Origin of the sequence: Proteus sp. G4415 (genome assembly GCF_963896075.1) — a bacterium.
In the GTDB taxonomy this organism is placed as follows: Bacteria; Pseudomonadota; Gammaproteobacteria; order Enterobacterales; family Enterobacteriaceae; genus Proteus; species Proteus mirabilis.
In genome coordinates this window covers 17,837-38,264 of sequence record NZ_CAWQOK010000149.1, presented here as the reverse complement: position 1 = coordinate 38,264, position 20,428 = coordinate 17,837, and the positions used below count along the sequence as shown (strand labels likewise).

Below are 20,428 nucleotides of genomic sequence, written 5' to 3'. Positions count from 1 at the left end.
GTGTTGCTAATGGAGTTAGCAAATTACGCTGTCTTATCGTCCACGATGATAACGTCGATTTTATGATCTTTCAGTTCCTGAACATACTCATCAGGAATACCTGAATCCGTCACTAACACATCAATATCACCAAACTCTCTGATCATATGACAGCTGCGTTTACCGAATTTCGTAGAATCTGCAACCGCAATAATCGTTTCTGAGATATCACACATTAAACGGTTAAGACTGGCTTCCTGTTCATTGTGAGTAGTGATACCAACACGTAAATCAAATCCGTCAACACCAAGAAAAACCTTATCGAAACGGTAATTTCTTAGACTATTTTCAGCTTGTGAGCCAGAAAAAGACAATGCACTTTTTCGCAATACACCACCTGTCATTAAAACCTCAACACCTGTGGTATTTGCTAACTCCATTGCGACATCCAGACCGTTAGTCATGACGACTACATTTTCGCGCGACTTTAAATGTGTCGCGATTTCGCGTGTAGTTGTCCCCGAGTCAAGAATGACGGTGTCTCCATCCTTTATCAGCGTTGCGGCAGCTTTCCCGATTAATGTTTTAATGCCCGCATTTTGTCCACGTTTTTCATGGATACTCAGTTCAGCAATAAAGCCTGTATTAGGAATTGCTGCGCCATGAGAGCGAACGATATAGCCATTTTTCTCAAGAAAACTTAGATCGCTGCGGATAGTGACACTTGAGACTTTAAATAATTCAGCGAGATCTTCGACTCTGGTTTTGCCCTGTTGGTTAACCATATCGAGGATTTCCATACGCCTCTCAACTGCCGCTTTCACTTTCGTATCCTTACGAAATCAAAAGATTTACTTTCGATTGATTTCGAATGTAGTTTACTACGCCAAATTTAACCGACAACGCAAAAAAACAAAACTTTTGATCTCTTTCACAAAGTTTCGATTTCACTGTCGATTGCTTACGATTATTTTCGTGTCATGTCAATGATAGCCTTGAGGGCATCAGTTTCCAATAAATAAAATGATATAAGGTAATGTCACTCTTATGATTACACCATATATAGCTATATAAAATGCCATGAAATAGAGTTAATAGCGAAATATTTCACAAAAATCAGATTAAAAATTCAAAATGATTATTTATTTTCGAAAAATAAAAGAGTCATATCGCTCAAATAATCAAAAGAACACGAAATTATCGCCATGAGAACATCGTTAAATTGAAAATTATTGTGTTATATACTTATTAATAAACTTTCATTTACTTTCGATATTCTATATTTGTGATTTTAATCTCTTTTGTTTTGTAAAAATTTACGTAATGTAACAGGATAAAAAATAAACTCAGGAAATAAATAATGGCATTAAATCAACCTGCTTTATTTCATATGATGGCAAAGCCGACAAGCTACCACTGTAATATTAAATGTGAATATTGCTTTTATCTGGAAAAAGAAAATATTTTTCAAGATGAGACAAAAGAAACAGGCCATACAGTGATGCCTGATGGTGTACTTCGTCGTTACATTAAAGACTATATTCAGTCACACAGTGGCGATCAGGTTGATTTTGCTTGGCAAGGTGGTGAACCAACGCTTGCAGGATTAGCTTTCTTTGAGAAAGTGGTCAAATACCAAAAGCAATTTGCTAACGGCAAGACAATTACCAATAGTGTACAAACCAATGCGATTGCCATTAATCGCCAATGGGCACAATTCTTTGCTGATAACCACTTTCTATTAGGCGTTTCAATTGATGGCATTGAAGCCGTTCACGATAAATATCGTATTTCAGTCAATGGTAGCCCAACATTTGAACGCGTAAAACGCGCCATCAATTTACTAAATGAGTATGGTGTTGAATTTAATACATTAACCGTTGTAAATGATCAAAACTGGAATAAAGGAAAAGAGACTTATCAAGCTTTAAAAAATTTAGGTTCAACTTTTTTTCAATTTATTCCCATAGTCGAAGTGGATAGACGTTTCCCACACACTCATGGCGGACATTATGCTCCCGGTCCTAACGCACAATTAGCGGCTTTCTCTGTTCCCGCTGAAGGTTACGGAAAATTTATGACCGATATATTCAATGAATGGATACGCCAAGGTGATGTAGGAAAAATATACATTCGCTTATTTGATAGCTTATTAGGGACATGGATGGGATATCCTGCATCAACATGTATTCAATCTAAAACTTGTGGTCAAGCATTAATTATTGAAGCCAATGGTGATGTTTACTCTTGTGATCACTATGTTTATCCCGCTAATAATTTAGGCAACATACAACTAACAAGTCTTGCACAGCTCGCAACATCAAAAACACAGCAACGCTTTGGCCAAAATAAATACGATAAACAAACCAACCTTTGCAAACAGTGTGAAGTGCAAAGCTTATGTTATGGCGGTTGTCCTAAACATCGCATTATTGCGATAGAAGGCGAAAAATATCGCCACAATTATCTATGTCACTCTTATAAAAAAATATTTCATCACACGGCAATCGGCATGCAATTAATGCGTCAAGCGATAGCTCGTGGAGGCCTTGCCAGTGATGCACTTGGGGCGATGCAAAAAAACTATCTCAAGTGACTCTTATTTTATTTCATTTTATTTATTTTGGAGACAATCTGTGACCTTACCTTTTGTTAAAAAAAGCATACTCGCGGGGATCATTGCCACGTCATGTTTAAGCCTTCCAATATCAGCCCATGCTGGTGGCACACCTGAAAAACCGAATGTACTGTTAATCGTAATGGATGATTTAGGCACAGGACAACTTGATTTTGTACTGGATACCTTAGATGTAGATGCGTTAGCTCAGCGACCAACACCTCCTCGTTATAAAGGTGATATCAATAAAATGATAGAAGCCGCACGTATTGCGATGCCTAATGTCAGTGATATGGCAGAAAACGGTGCAAAAATGACTAATGCATTTGTAGCTCATCCCGTTTGTGGCCCTTCTCGTGCAGGTATCTTTACAGGACGCTCACCCGCCAGTTTTGGTACTTACAGCAATGATGATGCCATTTTAGGTATACCCCAAGATATCAAATTGTTACCTTCACTTTTCCAAGAAAATGGCTATGCCACTGCCAGCATTGGTAAATGGCATAATGCAAAAGTTATCCGTAAACCGAAAATAAATGAAAATAAACAAACCCGTGATTATCACGACAATATGATCTCAACCCCTGAAGCGGGTTATGCTCCTCATGAGCGGGGCTTTGATTACGCCTTTAGTTATTATGCATCAGGTGTTGCCTTATGGAATTCGCCTGCATTTTGGCGTAATGGTGTCAATGTTCCTGCTCCGGGTTACACCACCCATCTATTAACGGATGAAACACTAAAATTTATTGATGAACATAAAGATAAACCTTTTTTTATCAATCTTTCTTATAGCGTTCCACACATACCGTTAGAGCAAGCATCTCCTGCTAAGTATATGGATAAATTTGATACAGGGAATGTGGAGGCAGATAAATATTTTGCCGCCTTAAATGCAGCAGATGAAGGTATTGGACAAATCATTGCGAAATTAAAAGAAAATGGTGAGCTAGAAAATACATTAATTTTTTTCTTATCTGATAATGGTGCAGTTAATGAATCCCCCATGCCCATGAATGCCATGGATAGAGGCTTTAAGGGCCAGATGTTTAATGGTGGAGTTAGAGTACCTTTTATTGCTTATCAACCCGGAACTATTCCCGCGGGAACAAAAAGCGATGCGATGATCTCCGCACTTGATATTTTGCCAACCGCGTTACAAGTCGCTGATATTCAAATTCCTGATAGCCTGCAAGTAGAAGGTAAAAACATTATGCCATTGCTTAAAGGTGAAACAACGCGTTCGCCTCATGCTTATCTGTATTGGGCTGGCCCCGGCACTAAGCATTATAGTGAAGAAAACCAAGAGTTTTGGCATGGTTATCACCAATGGATCACCTATCAACGTCAAACGCCTCCAGTAAACCCTAACTTAGAGAAACTGTCTAAAGGTGCTTGGGCAGTGCGTGATGGTGAATGGGCGCTCTATTTTTATGATGATGGTAAAAATCAACCACAGCTTTTTAACGATAACACCGATCCTGGCGAATCAATCGATTTGGCAAAACAAAATCCACAAAAAGTGGCTGAACTAAAAAATGCGTATTACCAGTGGATCAAAGATAAACCTAAACCTGTTATTTGGGGGCAAGATCACTATCAAATACTAGTAGATTCAGCCAAACCTTAAACTCAACTTCCGTTTTGTTTCGCAAGGATGCGTCTTTTTTCTGAGATACGAAAATGGTTATTGAAATTGCATCTAAACCACGGCCTAAACTGCCTTATGAGCACCCTGATGTAAAAATTTATCAACGCTTATTTAAAGAAAACATAATCCGGCGATTAGTCAGAAAATCGGCTTATCACCGTCATGATAATGCTATTGCTGATTTTTTTAAAGATGAAACACACTCTCTTTTTTCGCTCTGTGAAAGACTTACTCAGTATATTACAGAAGCTTTTCATCACTATCAGGTTTGGGGTTATTCCCATGCCTATTACCCCGGTAGTCCTGGCCAACAAACCGTCAGAACCGATGCGCTAGAAGGGGTTAGTCGAGTACTTCCTTTACTTGCCGCATGGACAGTAAATAGCAAAAAAAGCACATTACTAGGTTTAAACCAGCAAATTTACCATTTACCCTCAATGATAAAACAAAGCTTTATTCATGGAACAGATCCTCTTCATAAAGGCTATTGGGGAAAACTTGAAAATTACGATCAACGAATTTGTGAGGCATCTGATCTCGCTCTTACTCTTTGGATCAGCCGTGAATGGGTTTGGGATACGTTATCTTCGGAGATCAAACAGCAAATAATTAACTGGTTTGAACAAGTTAATCACTGCGAAATTGTTGATAATAACTGGCATTTTTTCCCACTAACCGTCCAATTTGTTATTAAAGCACTGACAGGTAAAGATACCATTGCCCATTGGCGTTATGAAAGATTAAAAGAATTTTATGTCGGTGATGGATGGTTTCGTGATGGGGCAAAAGGTAATTATGATTACTACAATGCGTGGGGATTTTATTATTCTCTTTATTGGCTAGCGCAAATTGATCCACAATTTGATCATGATTTTATTACTCAATCCCTGAATAATTTTAATCAACACTACCTTTATTTTATCACCCCAAAAGGTATTCCTTTTTTTGGTCGTAGTGCTTGTTATCGTCTTGCTGTTTCTGCGCCATTACTCGCAGGCGTTGATTTACAATGCCCTTTTGTCAAAGTTGGAGAGGCTAAACGGGCTTTTGAAAGTAGCTTACGTTATTTTATTTCTCAAGGTGCACTCAAAAATGGCGCTCCCACTCAAGGGCTATTTAATCATGATGCTCGTTTAGTTGATAATTACAGTGGTCCAGCAAGCTCTTTTTGGTCATTACGGGCTGTCATTATCGCTCTTTATTGTGCTGATCGTATTAATTTATGGCAAACACCATCACTTCCTTTACCTATCGAAAAAAATGACTTTCGTTTCGAAATACCCGCTATCCAAGCATCAATTATCGGGGTGAAAGCAACACAAGAAGTCAGTGTTATTTTTCGAGAAGATTATACACAACAACAATCACCTTTAACTCGCCGTTTAGAAAAACAAACGCGAGTACAAAAAATCACAGAAACTGTAATTGGACAATCAAGACGCCCTAAAAACAACCTATTACGCAAAGGAGTCACCAGTTACAGTTCTAAAATGACACATTTCTTCTGACTTACTTTCATTTGCTTTCGGTGCGAAGGGAATAAAAATGTGATTTAGATCTTTTACCTTTCCATTTCTTTCGTTTATTATTAATCGTAATTAAACGAAAGATGAGAGGCAAACATGTATCTGGTTTCTACTCGTAATATGCTCAATAAAGCACAGCATGAAAACTATGCTGTGCCCGCTTTTAACATTCATAACTTGGAAACTATCCAAGTGGTAATGGAAACTGCGGCTGAAATGGCATCACCTGTGATCTTAGCAGGCACACCTAGCACGTTTGCTTATGCTGGTAGTGATTATTTAATTTCGATTTGCCAGCAAGCGGCTGAGCAATATCGCATCCCAGTAGCACTACATTTAGATCATCATGAAAATATTCCTGATATTTGCAATAAGGTGATTTCGGGGGTGCGATCAGCCATGATCGATGCTTCTCATTTTCCTTTTGAAGAAAATATTCGCCTGGTTAAAGAGGTCGTCAATTTCTGCCATTATTGGGATTGCACCGTAGAAGCTGAATTAGGTCGTCTTGGTGGGCAAGAAGATGATTTAATCGTTGATGCGAAAGATGCGCTATTTACCGATCCTGATTCAGCAGTACAATTTATCAAAGCCACGGGAATTGACTCATTAGCGGTGGCGATTGGTACAGCACATGGTATGTATAAACATGAACCACATCTTGATTTTGATCGTCTACATGCCATCCGCCAAAAAACAGAGATCCCTTTAGTACTACATGGCGCGTCAGGTATTCCTGATACTGATGTACGTCATTGTATCGACTTAGGTATTTGCAAAGTTAACGTAGCAACCGAACTTAAAATTGCTTTCTCTAACGCAATTAAGCAGTACTTTTTAGATAATCCTGATGCCAGTGATCCTCGCCATTATCTAGTGCCAGGTAAAGCGGCGATGAAAGCGGTGGTTGCAGATAAAATTCGCGTCTGTAAAAGTGATGGGAAACTGTGAAAATAAATAGAACTGTCGCCATTATTGGCGAATGTATGATAGAGCTAAGTGGCCAACCTTTTTTGCCACAACAACAGCGTTTTGGGGGCGATACATTAAATACAGCACTGTATTTAGCGCGCCTCATTCCTACATTACATCCGCAATATATAACAGGTTTAGGCACTGATAATTACAGTGCCTTAATGCAAAAAGCATGGGAAAAAGAGGGGATCAACTGCCAGTCAGTGATCACCATTCCCGAAAAACTTCCCGGTTTATATGCCATTGAAATTGATACTTGTGGTGAGCGTAGCTTCCATTATTGGCGTAGTGATGCCGCTGCACGTTATATTGCAACGGACAACCGTTTTGCAACACATCTAGATACCTTGCCCGACGATAGTGTTATCTATCTTAGTGGTATTTCACTGGCCATTTTAACGCCGAAAGGAAAAGAAGCGTTAATCACGCAATTAATCCGCCTTAAACAGCGAGGGCTCACCTTAATTGTCGATTCAAACTTTCGGCCTCGTTTATGGGATCTAATACCTCATGCGCAAGAGTGGTTCGAAAAACTATATCGACTCAGTGATATCGCTTTAGTCACCGGAGATGATGAACAAGCTCTCTGGCAACAACCCAGCCTTACTGAGCAAAAAATTGTCGAACGCCTTCATCAATGGGGCAATAAAAACGTCATTGTTAAACTAGGAGCAAAAGGGGCTTTCTGGTCTGATGGTGAAAATACCGGTTATATCTGCCCCAAACCGATACAGCATGTCATAGACACTACAGCAGCCGGGGATTCTTTTAATGCTGGTTTTATTGCTGCATGGCTACAAAACTACCCTTTGCCTACATGTTGTTTATGGGGAAATACATTAGCAGGATTAGTTATCCAACATCATGGCGCCATTATTCCCCATAACATCACTGATTCATTCTATTCACTCATCAAGGATAACCATGAGACAGTCAATTGTTGATACACTTTCAGTACTGAAAGTGATCCCCGTGATCCAAATTAATCGCGCCGAAGATGCAATTTGGCTGGGTGAAATACTAACCCAAAATCAATTACCTATTGCTGAAATTACCTTTCGTACTCCAGCAGCCGCCAAAGCAATAAAGCTGATGAGAGAACACTTTCCTGAGCTTATTCTTTGTGCGGGTACCGTATTAACAGCGCAACAAGCTGATATAGCAAAAGAAGCGGGTGCAAGCTTTGTTATTTCTCCCGGTTATAATCCAAAAACCGTCGATTATTGCCTTCATAATGGCATTGATATTGTGCCTGGAATAAATAACCCAAGCCAAATTGAAGTTGCTCTTGAGCGGGGTTTAACCTTGCTAAAATTTTTCCCAGCAGAAGCTTCTGGTGGAGTAAAAATGCTAAAAGCAATGGCGGCACCTTACTCTCAAGTTCAATTTATGCCTACTGGAGGAATTAGTCTAAACAATGTTAGTGATTACCTCGCTATCGGGCAAGTTATCGCATGTGGTGGCAGTTGGATTGCTACTACTGAGGCAATTGATAATCAAGACAAACAGACTATTGCTCGCAATATTCAAAATATCCATTCATTACTTAAGAATAAAGGATAAACAAAATGAAACAGGTTGCCGTTTTATTGGCTGATGGTTTTGAAGAAGGTGAAGCGGTTGTTTTTATTGATATCATGCGTCGCCTTGATATTCATGTAGATGTACTTTCTTGCATGGATACACTGGTGTTAAACACCTATTTTAACACTAAGATCAGTGCTGATTACCTATTAACCGAAAAATTCACACACAGTTATGACGCAGTAATGATGCCGGGTGGTCCTAAAGGTACAGATCGTCTATGTGCAAATTCACTCGTGATTGATTTTATTAAACGCCATATTGCACAAGACAAATACATTTGTGCTCTATGCTCTTCCGGTGCAAAAGTATTAGCAGCACATCATCTTCTTGAAGGTCGTTATTACAGCACTGGTGATAAACTTGCTGATAAATATGATGATGGTCATTATCTTGACCAAGATGTTGTTGTTGATGGGAAATTTATCAGTGCCAAAGGATTAGGTGTTAGCTTTGAATTTGCCTTTACGGTAGCTAAATATTTGCTCAGTGACAATGTAGAAAAAGTAGATTGGCAAGCTAATCACATTTACTTTAAACATTGGCCGTTGTCTTACCTTGACTAAATATTAAATAACTAAGCCCTCTTTTTAAACCGCCGTTAATAACAGAGCGGTTTATTAGAGGGCTTTCATTTCTTATCAAAAAAAAGAGTTAGAAACGATACAGACTAAATGGTTTGGCATCTAATACAGGTTTTTTGCCTAATAATAAATCTGCTGTAATTTCTGCTGATACAGGGCTTTCTGTCATTCCCCAACCTGTTGCAGTATTAATAACTAGACCTGGATACTCTTTAACATCAGAGATAATTGGGTTTTCATCTGGTGCAATCGCCATCGCACCACTCCACTGATCAATTAACGTTGATTCTTTAAATGCTGGGAACTCTTTTTTCAGTTTTTCCAGTGAGGCATTTAATTCTGGCAGATCAGGCAGAGCGGTCATATCACGATATTTTTCAAATGGCGACTCTTCATTAAGATCCCAATGTGTTGATTGCATAAAGGAATTAATCAACTGCTCATTTAACGAAATATGTACTGGGAAATCAGGTAAAGCCAGCAGAGGTAAATATTTATAGCCGTAAGTAAATGATTCTTTTACTACCGGAGCAACAATGACACGAGGAGAAGTTGCATACGTTCCATCCGCTTGCTCACGGAAGAAAATTCCGCCGGGTAAAGCAACGTTTCCACCTGGCGCATTTGGTGCTGCGCTAATTAATTGCTGTGATTGATAAGCAGGTAATGTTGGTACATCAACATTTAGGTTCTGCATAAATAAACGTGACCAAACACCACCGGCGACAACAACACGAGAGGTTTTAATTGGTCCTTTTTCTGTTACAACATCAGAAATAACACCAGCTTGCGTTTCTAAACCACGGGCTGCACAGTTTGTGAAAATTTTGATACCCATTTTTTTGGCATATTCTGCCATCACAAAAGTCGCAACTTCAGGATCGAAGCTTCCTGAGTCTTCTTCGAAACCAGCAATTTTCCAATCAGTGGTAGCGCCACGTAAACGCTGTTTTAACTCAGCGCCTTCAATCATTTTTGTTCTAAATGGAATGTCTGAGCCAACATCTTTGCTTTTAGCATCAATCCATTTTCTTACGTTTTCTAAATCTTCTTCATCTAAAGGAACTTCTACACGACCTTGTGTACGATAAGTGGTATCAATACCAACTTTAGCGTTCATTTCACGCCAGCGGTGCTTCCCGAGGTGATGTAATAAGAAGGTTTCATCTGGCATTTTATAGCTAATAGCTTGACCATAGAATCGAGATGATTGTTCGCCGGCAATATTTCCTTTTTCAACGATTGTGACAGATAAGCCACGCTCAGCAAGGTTAATCGCGGTCATGATACCTAAAATACCCGCACCAATTACAACAACATCATCTTGTTTCGGTAATGGACCGCCAGTTCCCTCAACAAAACCATGTCTCGGCGTACCAGGTACAAAACGCCCTTCTCGCGTTAACATAGGTGTTAAAATCCCAGCGCCTGCAGCAACAGCAACCACTGTGCCACCAAGAATAAATTTTCTTCTACTTATTGCCATTTCGAAACAATTCCTTTCATGCAGTGAATAATTATCATTATATAATCACGGCATTTTATTCTATTTGTAACGCAATAGTAAACCAGTTGTGATTATTTTTTTGGTGAATAGTATATGAATGAGCTAATATATTCAAAATGTAAGCAATTGATTCAAGATATTAATATTTAAGGCATTATTGGATTAAAATAATTTTTTTAATAAAAAATTTAATATTTTCATTAGGTTTATATAAATCAAGTTCATAATAACTGATAGAAAAATAACCATTGATACAAAATTTTTCACTAAAAAAGCTATTATCATGGCGTTTTTTATCATAGCGGTGTTAATATAATTTCATCTATTAACGCACTTTTTGATCAAAGAATATTCAGGCAGATAAATAACGTTGGAATAATGTTAATCTTTTCCTCTATTTTAGAGATGCGTATTGATGCTTATTTCAATAGTGTGTTGTTCTTTCAGACTAGATATTTATATAATTCAAATTGCTTAAAAAATAACGCCCTACCCATCATCAAAATTAATTATCTATTAAGTACTGCTATCCCATTATTTAATAACTATAAATCAATCGGTTAGCCTCAAACACGGTGAGTAAATGCAAAATCAAGTCGCACAATCAATGAAAAACAGTATCAAGGTATACTTGGTAAACTCATTTACTCGTGATCATTGCGGTGGCAACCCTGCCGGAGTCGTCCTCAATCCTCCCAAGCTAACGACAGAACAAAAAATCGCCATTGCTCAACAAGTTGGATTTTCTGAAACGGCATTTGTCTATTCGGGTGATGACACTGATTTTAAAGTAGATTTTTTTACTGCTGAAGGAGAAGTTGATTTTTGTGGGCATGCAACATTAGCGGTTTTTTTCACTCTGTCATCGCTTAAGTTACTCAAACCTGGCGATTATAGCCAAAAAACCAAGGCAGGAATTTTAACCGTTACCATTAATCACGATAATATTGTGATGGAACAAACGCTTCCTATTACCCGTAAGGGGCCTTGTGTTAACGATGTCGCAAAGGCGCTGGGCATTCTACCTGAAGTGATAGAAAAGACAGATTTACCAATAGAGATTGTCTCAACAGGATTAAACGATATTTTTGTTCCCGTACAATTTGGCTATTTAGATGCTTTACAGCCTGACTATCAAGCTATCGCTGCTTTAAGCCATAAATTTGATACTATCGGCTTTCATGTCTTTGAACTTAGTCATGATCAAAATATTACTGCCCACTGCCGAAACTTTGCACCACGCTATGGCATTAACGAAGAATCAGCCACAGGTAGCTCGAGCGGTGCTTTAGGGTGTTATCTTGTTCATCACCTTTTGCCAAACAAAAGGCAATTTTTGTTCGAACAAGGTAGAGCAATGCAATGCTCTTCTTTAATTGACGTATTTATTGATTCGACAGCAAAAAACGTCACTCGCGTTCAAGTTGGTGGAAAAGCGACATTGATTGGTACAAAAATAATTGAGATCTAAAAATACTATATTTAATAAGTGGCGTTGAACCGATGATTATTTATCATTTGGCAACGCCACTATTACGAATCAAAACAAGTTGATAGAGCAAAACGTCACAATTTAACAGGTGATAGTCACTGTGTTGCTCTTAATTAAACAGTGAAAGCCGAAGCACTAAAGCAACGAGTGTAACAATGAGCACAGGGATAGTCATGATGATCCCTGTTTTGAAATAATATCCCCATGTGATCGTCATATTTTTTTGTGATAAAACATGTAGCCACAATAATGTTGCCAAGCTACCTATTGGTGTAATTTTTGGCCCCAAATCAGCACCAATCACATTGGCATAAATCATCGCTTGTTGAATTACCCCTGTCGCGTCACTTCCTTCAATGGATAGAGCACCAATTAATACCGTTGGCATATTATTCATTATTGATGATAAAAAGGCGGTAATAAATCCCGTACCAATTGTTGCTATCCATAACCCTTTATCAGCAAGGTAATTAAGTATTTCAGAAAGATAATTAGTTAATCCTGCATTTCTTAAACCATAAACCACCAAGTACATACCTAAAGAGAAAATGACGATTTGCCACGGTGCGCTACGCAACACTTTTTTAGTATTAATCGTACGGCCTTTGGCTGCAATTACCCAAAGAATTAAAGCGCCAATTGCCGCTATTGCACTAACAGGAATGCCTAATGGCTCTAAAATAAAAAAACCAATGAGCAATAACAACAATACAAGCCAACCTGCTTTAAACGTAGTCATATCCTTAATAGCTAAAGCTGGCTCACTCAGCTTTTTAACATCATATTGGTTAGGAATATCTTTACGGAAAAACCAATGTAGCATCACAAGCGTTGCAACAATTCCCGCAATATCGACTGGCACCATAATTGATGCATATTCAGTAAATCCAATATTAAAGAAGTCCGCAGAAACGATATTCACGAGGTTCGAAACAATCAGCGGCAAGCTCGCTGTGTCTGCGATAAACCCAGCTGCCATAACAAAGGCTAATGTCGTACCTTTGTTGAAACCAAGTGCAAGTAACATCGCAATCACAATAGGTGTTAGTATCAATGCTGCACCATCATTAGCAAATAAAGCAGCAACCATTGCACCAAGTAGCACGATATAACTGAATAGTAATCTTCCTTTCCCACCACCCCACTTGGCAACATGTAATGCCGCCCATTCAAAAAAGCCACTTTCATCTAAAAGTAGGCTAATAATAATTACTGCAACAAATGTCGCTGTGGCATTCCACACAATGTTCCAAACAGTCGGAATATCTTGAAAACTGATCACACCAAAAAGGAGTGCCAATATAGCGCCGGCCGTTGCACTCCAACCAATACCCAACCCTTTCGGCTGCCAGATAACCAAGGTGATCGTTAAAACAAAAATTAATGCAGCAACAAACATAACAACCTCGTTTAAAAGGTGCATTCACACACACCTAATCATATATGTTTTTTCGAATATATTTAGTTAAATTTTTTACACAGAACAACGATGACCAGACTCTTTTTTCTCTAGGATCTTGAGTAAATCTGCAACTCTATTTTTCTCTGTGGTATAAGTTATATCAATGATACTTTTCACCCACGGCAGTAATACAGGAGATAATCGATAATGAACCCATTTGCCTTGCTTCGAATCGAGTAAAAGACCCGACTCTCTCAGCATAGCTAAGTGTCGAGATGTCTTGGGTTGCGATAAATTTAAGGCAGTATAGATATCACAAACACATAGCTCACCAGATGCTTTTAAAAGCAATACGATATCTAGTCTGGTTTGATCACCTAAAATTTTAAACAGTTGTAATGGTTTCATGTATCCCCCTTTACGATCTTTAGCTTAAAAATACCTCCATCAAACACATACGTCAAATCATATATGAGTTATACATTATTGTGGCATAATGTCGCTATCTATTATGCCTATAATAAATACTTATTATCGAGTTCTATTTAAATGAATTATTAATTTAATTAAATATTGATAGGAAGATCATAGGGTTAAAATAAGAAAATCAAAATAAGATACATTATTTATCATAATTTCACTGCCACATCCAACCTATTAAAAATAAAAAGTCAAACTTAAATTATTTAAATGAAATCTACTATTAAAATAACATCAAATTAAGAAAGTCTTAATTAGAGAAATTAGAAATATATACTTACTAATTATTAACTAAATAAATAAAAGGTGTATCATATGTATATTAGTTTGTTGTCTACTTTATAAAAAGGAATAATTATATGAAAAAAACATTACTCAGTCTTGTTATGCTGACTGTAATATCAACGCCAGTATTGGCTAAAACGCCTATCGCTAATTTGAAAATCAATGGTGATATCAAACCACCAACTTGTACTATTAATGGCGCAACACAAAGTGATGTTATTTTTAATTTAGGTAAAATTAGTCCATCGTTGATCCCTAAATCATCAAATTATATATATCCTAATAATACAACCTCGACTAACGTCACTATTGAATGCGATGCAAACACTTATCTTACATTTAAAGCCACTGATACTTATGTAAACAGTCAGCTTGATCTTGATCAAACCAGTAAAACTAAAGCTAGTGGGATATTTCACCTGGTTAATAAAGACCAGGTAGACACTTCCGTGGGGGGAATACTATTCGTTTGGTACAATGTGACTGTAGATGGAAAACCCGCATTTATTAGCCGGGCAAATGATGCAACGGTAGGTTTTTCAGATAATAAAACTGTTATAGTTAAAGAAGTCACTAATGGTTGGACGACAAAACAACAAGAAAATGTAGATAAAAATAGTTTAGATTTAATGCCAGGTCAGATTTTTTCTACCAGCATTTCAGCAGGGAAAGTATCTTCTGCATTTATTTTATCTAAAGATTCATTAAATAAAAAAGGCATAGATATTTCTAACGGATTAGATTTTATCGGCGAGGCTGTTCTCACTTTTAACTTTGGTGTCTAAACCTAAAAAACAATTGATAATCACAATATAATGAAATTAATTTTTGTATTGTGATTATCTTTTTATGTCAATATTAATAAACTATCGATTTACAGCTCTTAGGTAAAAGTGATAATAGTAACATCATTACCTAACATGTTAATTTTGATATTTTATGGGATTAGATATTGTCATGTTTAAAGATCAATTTACACCACAACAAAAAATGGATATTTGCACTTTTGAAGAAGGTGATCCGACGGAAAACCCTTGGGTTAAAGGGAAACCTGCCCAAATACACATTGAAATTGTCCCCCATAATCCTAATTGGCTTATACAATTTAATGAACAAAAATCGTTAATTCAGAATGCATTGTCAGATATAGCATTATCAATTGAGCACATAGGATCTACTGCGGTTGCAGGATTGGCTGCTAAACCAATAATCGATATCGATTTAATTATAGAAAATCCTAAAGATGAATCATCTTATATTCCTCAATTAGAAGCATTGGGCTATGAACTCATTATTCGTGAGCCTTCATGGTATCAGCACCGTATGCTTAAACTGAGTAATCCGATGGTTAACTTACATGTATTTGGAAAAAATTGTCCCGAACATTGGCGCCACCTATTATTCAAGCAATGGTTAACAACACATCCTGATGATTTAGCCAATTATGCGGCGATTAAACAGCTTGCTAAGCATAATGTAAAGACGACTCAAGATTATAACCTGAAAAAACAGAGCCTTGTACGTGCAATTTATCAGAAGATTTTTACCTCATTGATTGGCGACTAATAACCCGTTATCAGTGCACAGTGCGTTATTGATGTTCTGTATATCAATTTTTTAGACCGTCTTTATGGGTTTTCTAAGGTGTCCAAAAACTATTTTAATTCCAATGCCAACTTGTCAATGACTAACTATTTACTCATCATAATTAAGCCCCAACTCACCGTTAAAGGGCTTTAATATGATGATATATCTGTTACTTATATAGTGTGAAATATTCAGGAGTTACTAAGAATGGAACCATACCGTATTGCATTAATTGGTTTACTGACACATCTGATAATTTAAAAGTCAGTGGTTTATTGCCAAATTTAATTCTGCTTATTAATACTGGATCATTTTTAGATGTATCTCCTGTAAATGTCACGCCTAACGCAACTACCTTATCCATTTTCACGTTACCGGGCATAAGAATAATGCTGATACTAAAATCCATCTTTTGATGTGAATTTTTTTCTGCTTGCTTGATCCTTTTAATTACCCCTTCTGAAGCATAAACCCCCGCCAATATCTCTTTGTAAGAGAAGACCATTAGATCCGTATCAACAGTGTTTTGGCCGTCTTCAACCTTGCCAACACCAACAGGTATTGAGAAATGGGCGAATGAATTAAGTTTTTGCTTATAACATTCAACATATTCCGCATCTCTGAAAATCTCAGGAACTTTATTTTTTAATTCTATCAATGACTTAGACTCTTTCCTTGAGTCTTCAAAATCATTACATGAAGAGACTTCGAAATTAATATCTCCTTTAACAATATTTTGCTCACTAGACAATAAGTTATCTGTATTTATTTTCGTTTCTAAATCAACCTTACAGCCAACTAATAAGGAAGATATAACGGCAACCATAAATATTTTTTTCATCAAAAAGCCCTTATGATAATTAAACAAAAATTTACAATTCTATTTAACCATCACAAGGGCTTATAGCAAGCAAAAAATAAAGAAGAGGATTTTATTAAAGATAAGTGTTCTAAATTTTGTTAATTTAATTATATTTATATGGCAATATAAAACCATCAAAATAAGAGTATCTAATTACACGTCTTATTTAATCAATATAAAACCCACTCTTACCACATCTAAGTTAATATTCTATTTTTAATTCTTTCTTTTAAAGAATATCGGATAGTAAAATAAATTCACTTTAAGAAAGTCTTAATTAGACATATTAAAAATACATATTCTTTTAACATTAAATAAATAAACAGAAGGTGTATTATATAATATTGCTTTGTTATTTATCCTCTAAAAAGGAATAGATTTATCTAATGGTTTAGATTTTATCGGGGAGGCTGTTCTCACTTTTAACTTTGGTGTCTAATTTTTAGAATAATTGATAATCACAATATAAAGATTTATTATATTGTGATTATCTTTTTATATTAATATGAATGAATGTTATTTATGCTATCTTAGCTTTCTTCCTCTTCTTTCTGACTGCATTTTTTCCGCTTTCTGTGCTTCTTCTATCTCACGCATTTTCACGAGAATAGAACCGTCCTCTATAACTGCAGAGTCGTTCCAAATAAGTGACTGTTTATTAACGTCGAGTGGCGTTTCAATACTGTTATCAACACAGCCCAATTTAGTTGACAGAGAAAAGTAAAACTACGTTATGGAGAATGTATGCAAAGAGAAAGGAGTTTCCAAAACCACAAAAAACGAAAGGCGGTACATTTTTAGGTTGGCCTGAACATGTCTATGAAGAGTGGGTTAAAAGCGAAAAATGGTAATGCTAATTTGACCCGTTACTTGACCCGCATATCTCGCAGGTTTCTTTTAAAAATCGCATAAGGTGTTGATTTTAAATGGTACGCCCTACAGGATTCGAACCTGTGACCTACGGCTTAGAAGGCCGTTGCTCTATCCAACTGAGCTAAGGGCGCCTAGAGGGGAAATAGACGTTAGCATTTATGCTGATAACGGGTGTGAATTATACTTTCAACATTCTGAGAGTCAACGATTTTTCCACAAAATCAAACTAGATGGTTAAAATATGGTAAGTAATCAACTGACAGATTGCTTATGATCTGACAAAATAGAGCAATACCATAATTGAATAATTTGGATGTATAGATGTCAGCAAGAATTATAGATGGGAAAACGATTGCGCAGACCATCAGAAGTGAAGTGGCAGAAAAAGTAAAACAACGTATTAAGATAGGAAAACGTGCACCGGGTTTAGCGGTTATTTTAGTCGGTGATAACCCTGCATCGCAAATCTATGTTGCCAGTAAACGTAAAGCTTGTGATGAGGTAGGATTTATCTCTCGCTCTTACGATCTACCGGATACTACAAGTGAAGCAGAATTACTCAATCTCATTGATACTCTAAATGAAGATAAGACTATTGATGGTATTTTAGTGCAGCTCCCTTTACCTGCGGGAATTGATAACGTCAAAGTATTAGAACGTATTCATCCTGATAAAGATGTTGATGGCTTCCATCCTTACAATATTGGTCGATTATGCCAACGCGCACCTAAGCTACGTCCTTGCACCCCTCGTGGTATTGTCACACTCTTAGAGCGTTGCAATATTCCAATGAATGGCTTAAATGCGGTAATTATTGGTGCTTCAAATATTGTTGGTCGCCCAATGAGTTTAGAGCTACTGCTTGCAGGTTGTACAACGACTGTCACTCATCGTTTTACTAAAGACTTACGTTTTCATGTTGAACATGCTGATTTGGTGGTTGTGGCAGTTGGTAAACCTAACTTTATTCCTGGTGAATGGATAAAACCTGGCGCTATTGTCATTGATGTCGGTATTAATCGCCTTGAAAACGGTAAAGTGGTTGGTGATGTTGATTTCGCACAAGCCTCTCAACGCGCGGGGTGGATCTCCCCTGTTCCGGGTGGTGTAGGTCCAATGACTGTAGCGACTTTGATTCAAAATACGTTGCAAGCCTGCGAAGAATATCACGATCCTGATATAGGAAATAATTAATCAATGGAAACATTTCAATTAGATGGTCACCCCTATGTAGAACTGTGTGATCTATTAAAACTCCAAGGCTGGACAGAAAGCGGAGCCGCTGCAAAAAATATTATTGCTGAAGGCCTCGTTTGCGTTGATGGTGAAGTAGAAACACGTAAACGCTGTAAAATTACTGCCGGTAAAGTCGTCACACTCGGTGAGTTTGCTGTCACTGTCAGCAACTAGTTCAGCTAATCATACTCGTTACTCAAGCGTTACTCTTTAGTAACGCTTTTTTTATCTTTCTACCCTTTTTTTACTAAACACGCTATTTTTCGAGCTTTTATTTAAGCCTGTAAAATTAGTGGACTAATCCATTGATTTTAAATTGATTTAATTGCATCAATTTAAGATAATAATAGTAGGTTATTATTTTTGCTATTCATATCAGTGATAATACTTTATCTCGTTTCAGCACATTAACGCTTTGATAAAGAATAAGTTAAATATTGATTACATAACCTATTATTTTTTATATAAATAATGCTTAGTTGGCTTGTAGTAAGAATTTCAGCAACCTTTTCCGTTGGATGATTTTTACGTATTAATAATCGCTTTAATATGCTAAAACGTGATTTAGATCTAACTTTTCCTTTGTTTTATTAGGCAAAAGAACATTGTTTATACTAAATTAGACATTATAGTTTGAAACGATTCAGCCTAATAATAAAGTATGAAGCGTTATTTTTAATTTTTATGTTGTATTTGATCCTTAATCTAATAGGAGTTCTTATGTTTAACCTACCAATCCAAGGTGTCTCTCTGCTTTTCTTGCAACAGAAAAGTGATACCTATGATTTTACTACAGGTAAGGTACAAGCATGAGACGTCGAGTCGCTACCATTACATTAAATCCTGCTTATGATCTTGTGGGATTAAGTACCCCTATTGAATTGGGTGAAGTTAACCGAGTGACAACAGCGGGATTTCATGCTGCCGGTAAAGGTATCAATGTAGCCAAAGTATTAAAAAGCCTTGGTATTGATGTCACTGTTGGCGGTTTTTTAGGTAAAGAGAATCAAGATGGCTTTCAAAAAGAGTTTAGTGAAGCCGGGATTGCTAATCGCTTCCAAATGGTTGAAGGTCGCACACGTATCAATGTCAAACTCACTGAACCCAGCGGTAAAGTAACTGATTTTAACTTTTCAGGGTTTGAAATCACTAAACAAGATTGGACTCGTTTTGTAAATGACACACTCAGCTGGGCGGGTCAATTTGATATGATTTGTGTCAGTGGAAGTGTACCACCAAGTATTGATTTAAATGATTTTACTGCTTGGATGAAGCGACTACGTAGCGAATGTATGTGCCTTATTTTTGATAGTAGCAGAGAAGCATTTGTCGCGGGGTTAAAAGCGTTACCTTGGTTAGTAAAACCCAATCATCATGAACTAGAAATTTGGGCAGGTAGACCCTTACCTGAACTCTCTGACGTAGTACAAGCTGCCCATGAATTACGCCAGCAAGGTATTGCTCATGTTGTTATCTCGTTAGGTGAACAAGGCGCTATGTGGGTTAACGCCTCTGGTGCGTGGATGGCAAAACCGCCTAAATGTGATGTGGTCAGCACGGTAGGTGCCGGTGACTCTATGGTAGGTGGGTTGATTTATGGTTTGATGATGAGGCAAACCAGTGAACATACCTTACGTCTTGCTACAGCAATTTCAGCTCTTGCCGTCAGTCAAACTAATGTTGGAATAACTGATCGAGAACAATTGGCAAGAATGATGACCGAAGTTGAATTAACGCCACTAAAAATCTAAAAAAAATATCGGATAATAATTACCCGATATTTTTGAC

At 37.1% G+C, this 20,428-nt stretch carries 20 protein-coding genes, 1 tRNA gene and 1 pseudogene; 15 read left to right on the top strand and 7 right to left on the bottom strand.

Features of this window, described 5'->3' with window-relative positions:
• Positions 1–23: 23 nt before the first annotated feature.
• Positions 24–803, bottom strand: a complete 780-nt coding sequence (agaR, locus tag AACU95_RS16545) for a transcriptional repressor AgaR (RefSeq protein ID WP_004244214.1) — start codon at positions 801–803, stop codon at positions 24–26.
• 536 nt (positions 804–1,339) lie between these two features.
• Between agaR and AACU95_RS16540 the strand changes: the two genes are divergently transcribed.
• The 7 genes from AACU95_RS16540 to AACU95_RS16510 all read left to right on the top strand — a co-directional run bounded on the left by AACU95_RS16540 (position 1,340) and on the right by AACU95_RS16510 (position 8,898).
• Positions 1,340–2,575, top strand: a complete 1,236-nt coding sequence (locus tag AACU95_RS16540) for an anaerobic sulfatase maturase (RefSeq protein ID WP_141192009.1) — start codon at positions 1,340–1,342, stop codon at positions 2,573–2,575.
• 40 nt (positions 2,576–2,615) lie between these two features.
• Positions 2,616–4,226 carry a sulfatase family protein gene (locus tag AACU95_RS16535; protein WP_004244216.1) on the top strand — a complete coding sequence of 537 codons (1,611 nt, stop codon included), beginning with the start codon at positions 2,616–2,618 and terminating at the stop codon, positions 4,224–4,226.
• 53 nt (positions 4,227–4,279) lie between these two features.
• Positions 4,280–5,755 carry a DUF2264 domain-containing protein gene (locus AACU95_RS16530; RefSeq protein ID WP_020946052.1) on the top strand — a complete coding sequence of 492 codons (1,476 nt, stop codon included), beginning with the start codon at positions 4,280–4,282 and terminating at the stop codon, positions 5,753–5,755.
• Positions 5,756–5,869: 114 nt separating this feature from the next.
• Positions 5,870–6,724: a tagatose bisphosphate family class II aldolase gene (locus AACU95_RS16525; protein ID WP_004248618.1), complete on the top strand. Its 855-nt coding sequence runs from the start codon at positions 5,870–5,872 to the stop codon at positions 6,722–6,724.
• Positions 6,721–7,692 carry a sugar kinase gene (locus AACU95_RS16520; RefSeq protein ID WP_004248619.1) on the top strand — a complete coding sequence of 324 codons (972 nt, stop codon included), beginning with the start codon at positions 6,721–6,723 and terminating at the stop codon, positions 7,690–7,692. The genes AACU95_RS16525 and AACU95_RS16520 overlap by 4 nt, the downstream gene beginning before the upstream one ends.
• Positions 7,673–8,311 (top strand): bifunctional 4-hydroxy-2-oxoglutarate aldolase/2-dehydro-3-deoxy-phosphogluconate aldolase, encoded by a 639-nt coding sequence (locus AACU95_RS16515; RefSeq protein WP_004244222.1) that lies wholly within the window; start codon positions 7,673–7,675, stop codon positions 8,309–8,311. The genes AACU95_RS16520 and AACU95_RS16515 overlap by 20 nt, the downstream gene beginning before the upstream one ends.
• A gap of 5 nt (positions 8,312–8,316) precedes the next feature.
• Positions 8,317–8,898 carry a DJ-1/PfpI family protein gene (locus AACU95_RS16510; protein ID WP_004244223.1) on the top strand — a complete coding sequence of 194 codons (582 nt, stop codon included), beginning with the start codon at positions 8,317–8,319 and terminating at the stop codon, positions 8,896–8,898.
• Positions 8,899–8,986: 88 nt separating this feature from the next.
• Here AACU95_RS16510 and AACU95_RS16505 read toward each other — a convergent pair whose 3' ends face one another.
• Positions 8,987–10,402 (bottom strand): NAD(P)/FAD-dependent oxidoreductase, encoded by a 1,416-nt coding sequence (locus AACU95_RS16505; protein WP_004248621.1) that lies wholly within the window; start codon positions 10,400–10,402, stop codon positions 8,987–8,989.
• 604 nt (positions 10,403–11,006) lie between these two features.
• Here AACU95_RS16505 and AACU95_RS16500 point away from each other — a divergent pair.
• Positions 11,007–11,894, top strand: a complete 888-nt coding sequence (locus tag AACU95_RS16500) for a PhzF family phenazine biosynthesis protein (protein WP_004248622.1) — start codon at positions 11,007–11,009, stop codon at positions 11,892–11,894.
• 130 nt (positions 11,895–12,024) lie between these two features.
• Here the strand turns inward: AACU95_RS16500 and AACU95_RS16495 are convergent, their stop codons facing one another.
• Positions 12,025–13,314 (bottom strand): arsenic transporter, encoded by a 1,290-nt coding sequence (locus AACU95_RS16495; protein WP_026090403.1) that lies wholly within the window; start codon positions 13,312–13,314, stop codon positions 12,025–12,027.
• 75 nt (positions 13,315–13,389) lie between these two features.
• Positions 13,390–13,725, bottom strand: a complete 336-nt coding sequence (locus AACU95_RS16490; protein WP_004244232.1) for a metalloregulator ArsR/SmtB family transcription factor — start codon at positions 13,723–13,725, stop codon at positions 13,390–13,392.
• Positions 13,726–14,156: 431 nt separating this feature from the next.
• Between AACU95_RS16490 and AACU95_RS16485 the strand changes: the two genes are divergently transcribed.
• The gene (locus AACU95_RS16485) at positions 14,157–14,867 is read left to right on the top strand and encodes a fimbrial protein (RefSeq protein ID WP_020946056.1); all 711 of its coding nucleotides are present in this window, start codon (positions 14,157–14,159) and stop codon (positions 14,865–14,867) included.
• Between the two features lie 154 nt (positions 14,868–15,021).
• Positions 15,022–15,648: a GrpB family protein gene (locus tag AACU95_RS16480; protein ID WP_049201132.1), complete on the top strand. Its 627-nt coding sequence runs from the start codon at positions 15,022–15,024 to the stop codon at positions 15,646–15,648.
• Positions 15,649–15,838: 190 nt separating this feature from the next.
• Here the strand turns inward: AACU95_RS16480 and AACU95_RS16475 are convergent, their stop codons facing one another.
• The gene (locus tag AACU95_RS16475; RefSeq protein WP_004244239.1) at positions 15,839–16,510 is read right to left on the bottom strand and encodes a DUF7424 family protein; all 672 of its coding nucleotides are present in this window, start codon (positions 16,508–16,510) and stop codon (positions 15,839–15,841) included.
• 388 nt (positions 16,511–16,898) lie between these two features.
• On the opposite strand from AACU95_RS16475, the pseudogene AACU95_RS17960 reads away from it, so the two are divergent.
• Positions 16,899–16,970, top strand: a pseudogene (locus AACU95_RS17960) (fimbrial protein); the annotation flags it as partial.
• Positions 16,971–17,056: 86 nt separating this feature from the next.
• On the opposite strand, the gene AACU95_RS17955 reads toward AACU95_RS17960, so the two are convergent.
• Complete coding sequence (locus tag AACU95_RS17955) at positions 17,057–17,233, bottom strand: phage tail fiber protein (RefSeq protein WP_442956595.1); 177 nt, start codon at positions 17,231–17,233, stop codon at positions 17,057–17,059.
• Between the two features lie 5 nt (positions 17,234–17,238).
• Here AACU95_RS17955 and AACU95_RS16470 point away from each other — a divergent pair, with 5 nt between their 5' ends.
• A complete protein-coding gene (locus AACU95_RS16470) occupies positions 17,239–17,382 on the top strand; it encodes a helix-turn-helix transcriptional regulator (RefSeq protein WP_071593066.1) in 144 nt (47 codons plus the stop codon).
• Between the two features lie 76 nt (positions 17,383–17,458).
• Here AACU95_RS16470 and AACU95_RS16465 read toward each other — a convergent pair.
• A tRNA-Arg gene (locus AACU95_RS16465) sits at positions 17,459–17,535 on the bottom strand.
• Positions 17,536–17,725: 190 nt separating this feature from the next.
• Here AACU95_RS16465 and folD point away from each other — a divergent pair.
• The 3 genes from folD to fruK all read left to right on the top strand — a co-directional run bounded on the left by folD (position 17,726) and on the right by fruK (position 20,391).
• Positions 17,726–18,598, top strand: coding sequence for a bifunctional methylenetetrahydrofolate dehydrogenase/methenyltetrahydrofolate cyclohydrolase FolD (gene folD / locus AACU95_RS16460; RefSeq protein WP_017827221.1), 873 nt, complete (start codon positions 17,726–17,728; stop codon positions 18,596–18,598).
• 3 nt (positions 18,599–18,601) lie between these two features.
• Positions 18,602–18,814, top strand: a complete 213-nt coding sequence (gene ybcJ / locus AACU95_RS16455) for a ribosome-associated protein YbcJ (RefSeq protein WP_004244244.1) — start codon at positions 18,602–18,604, stop codon at positions 18,812–18,814.
• 635 nt (positions 18,815–19,449) lie between these two features.
• Entirely contained in the window at positions 19,450–20,391 is a 942-nt protein-coding gene (fruK, locus tag AACU95_RS16450) for a 1-phosphofructokinase (protein ID WP_004244246.1), read from the top strand.
• Positions 20,392–20,428 lie beyond the last annotated feature (37 nt).

What these genes read in the sequence shown, in the direction of transcription:
- AACU95_RS16540 (WP_141192009.1), top strand. Translation starts at nt 1,340, where the DNA reads ATGGCATTAAATCAACCTGCTTTATTTCATATGATGGCAAAGCCGACA.
- AACU95_RS16530 (WP_020946052.1), top strand. Translation starts at nt 4,280, where the DNA reads ATGGTTATTGAAATTGCATCTAAACCACGGCCTAAACTGCCTTATGAG.
- AACU95_RS16525 (WP_004248618.1), top strand. Translation starts at nt 5,870, where the DNA reads ATGTATCTGGTTTCTACTCGTAATATGCTCAATAAAGCACAGCATGAA.
- AACU95_RS16515 (WP_004244222.1), top strand. Translation starts at nt 7,673, where the DNA reads ATGAGACAGTCAATTGTTGATACACTTTCAGTACTGAAAGTGATCCCC.
- AACU95_RS16510 (WP_004244223.1), top strand. Translation starts at nt 8,317, where the DNA reads ATGAAACAGGTTGCCGTTTTATTGGCTGATGGTTTTGAAGAAGGTGAA.
- AACU95_RS16505 (WP_004248621.1), bottom strand. Translation starts at nt 10,402, where the DNA reads ATGGCAATAAGTAGAAGAAAATTTATTCTTGGTGGCACAGTGGTTGCT.
- AACU95_RS16500 (WP_004248622.1), top strand. Translation starts at nt 11,007, where the DNA reads ATGCAAAATCAAGTCGCACAATCAATGAAAAACAGTATCAAGGTATAC.
- AACU95_RS16495 (WP_026090403.1), bottom strand. Translation starts at nt 13,314, where the DNA reads ATGTTTGTTGCTGCATTAATTTTTGTTTTAACGATCACCTTGGTTATC.
- AACU95_RS16490 (WP_004244232.1), bottom strand. Translation starts at nt 13,725, where the DNA reads ATGAAACCATTACAACTGTTTAAAATTTTAGGTGATCAAACCAGACTA.
- AACU95_RS16485 (WP_020946056.1), top strand. Translation starts at nt 14,157, where the DNA reads ATGAAAAAAACATTACTCAGTCTTGTTATGCTGACTGTAATATCAACG.
- AACU95_RS16480 (WP_049201132.1), top strand. Translation starts at nt 15,022, where the DNA reads ATGGGATTAGATATTGTCATGTTTAAAGATCAATTTACACCACAACAA.
- AACU95_RS16475 (WP_004244239.1), bottom strand. Translation starts at nt 16,510, where the DNA reads ATGAAAAAAATATTTATGGTTGCCGTTATATCTTCCTTATTAGTTGGC.
- folD (WP_017827221.1), top strand. Translation starts at nt 17,726, where the DNA reads ATGTCAGCAAGAATTATAGATGGGAAAACGATTGCGCAGACCATCAGA.
- ybcJ (WP_004244244.1), top strand. Translation starts at nt 18,602, where the DNA reads ATGGAAACATTTCAATTAGATGGTCACCCCTATGTAGAACTGTGTGAT.
- fruK (WP_004244246.1), top strand. Translation starts at nt 19,450, where the DNA reads ATGAGACGTCGAGTCGCTACCATTACATTAAATCCTGCTTATGATCTT.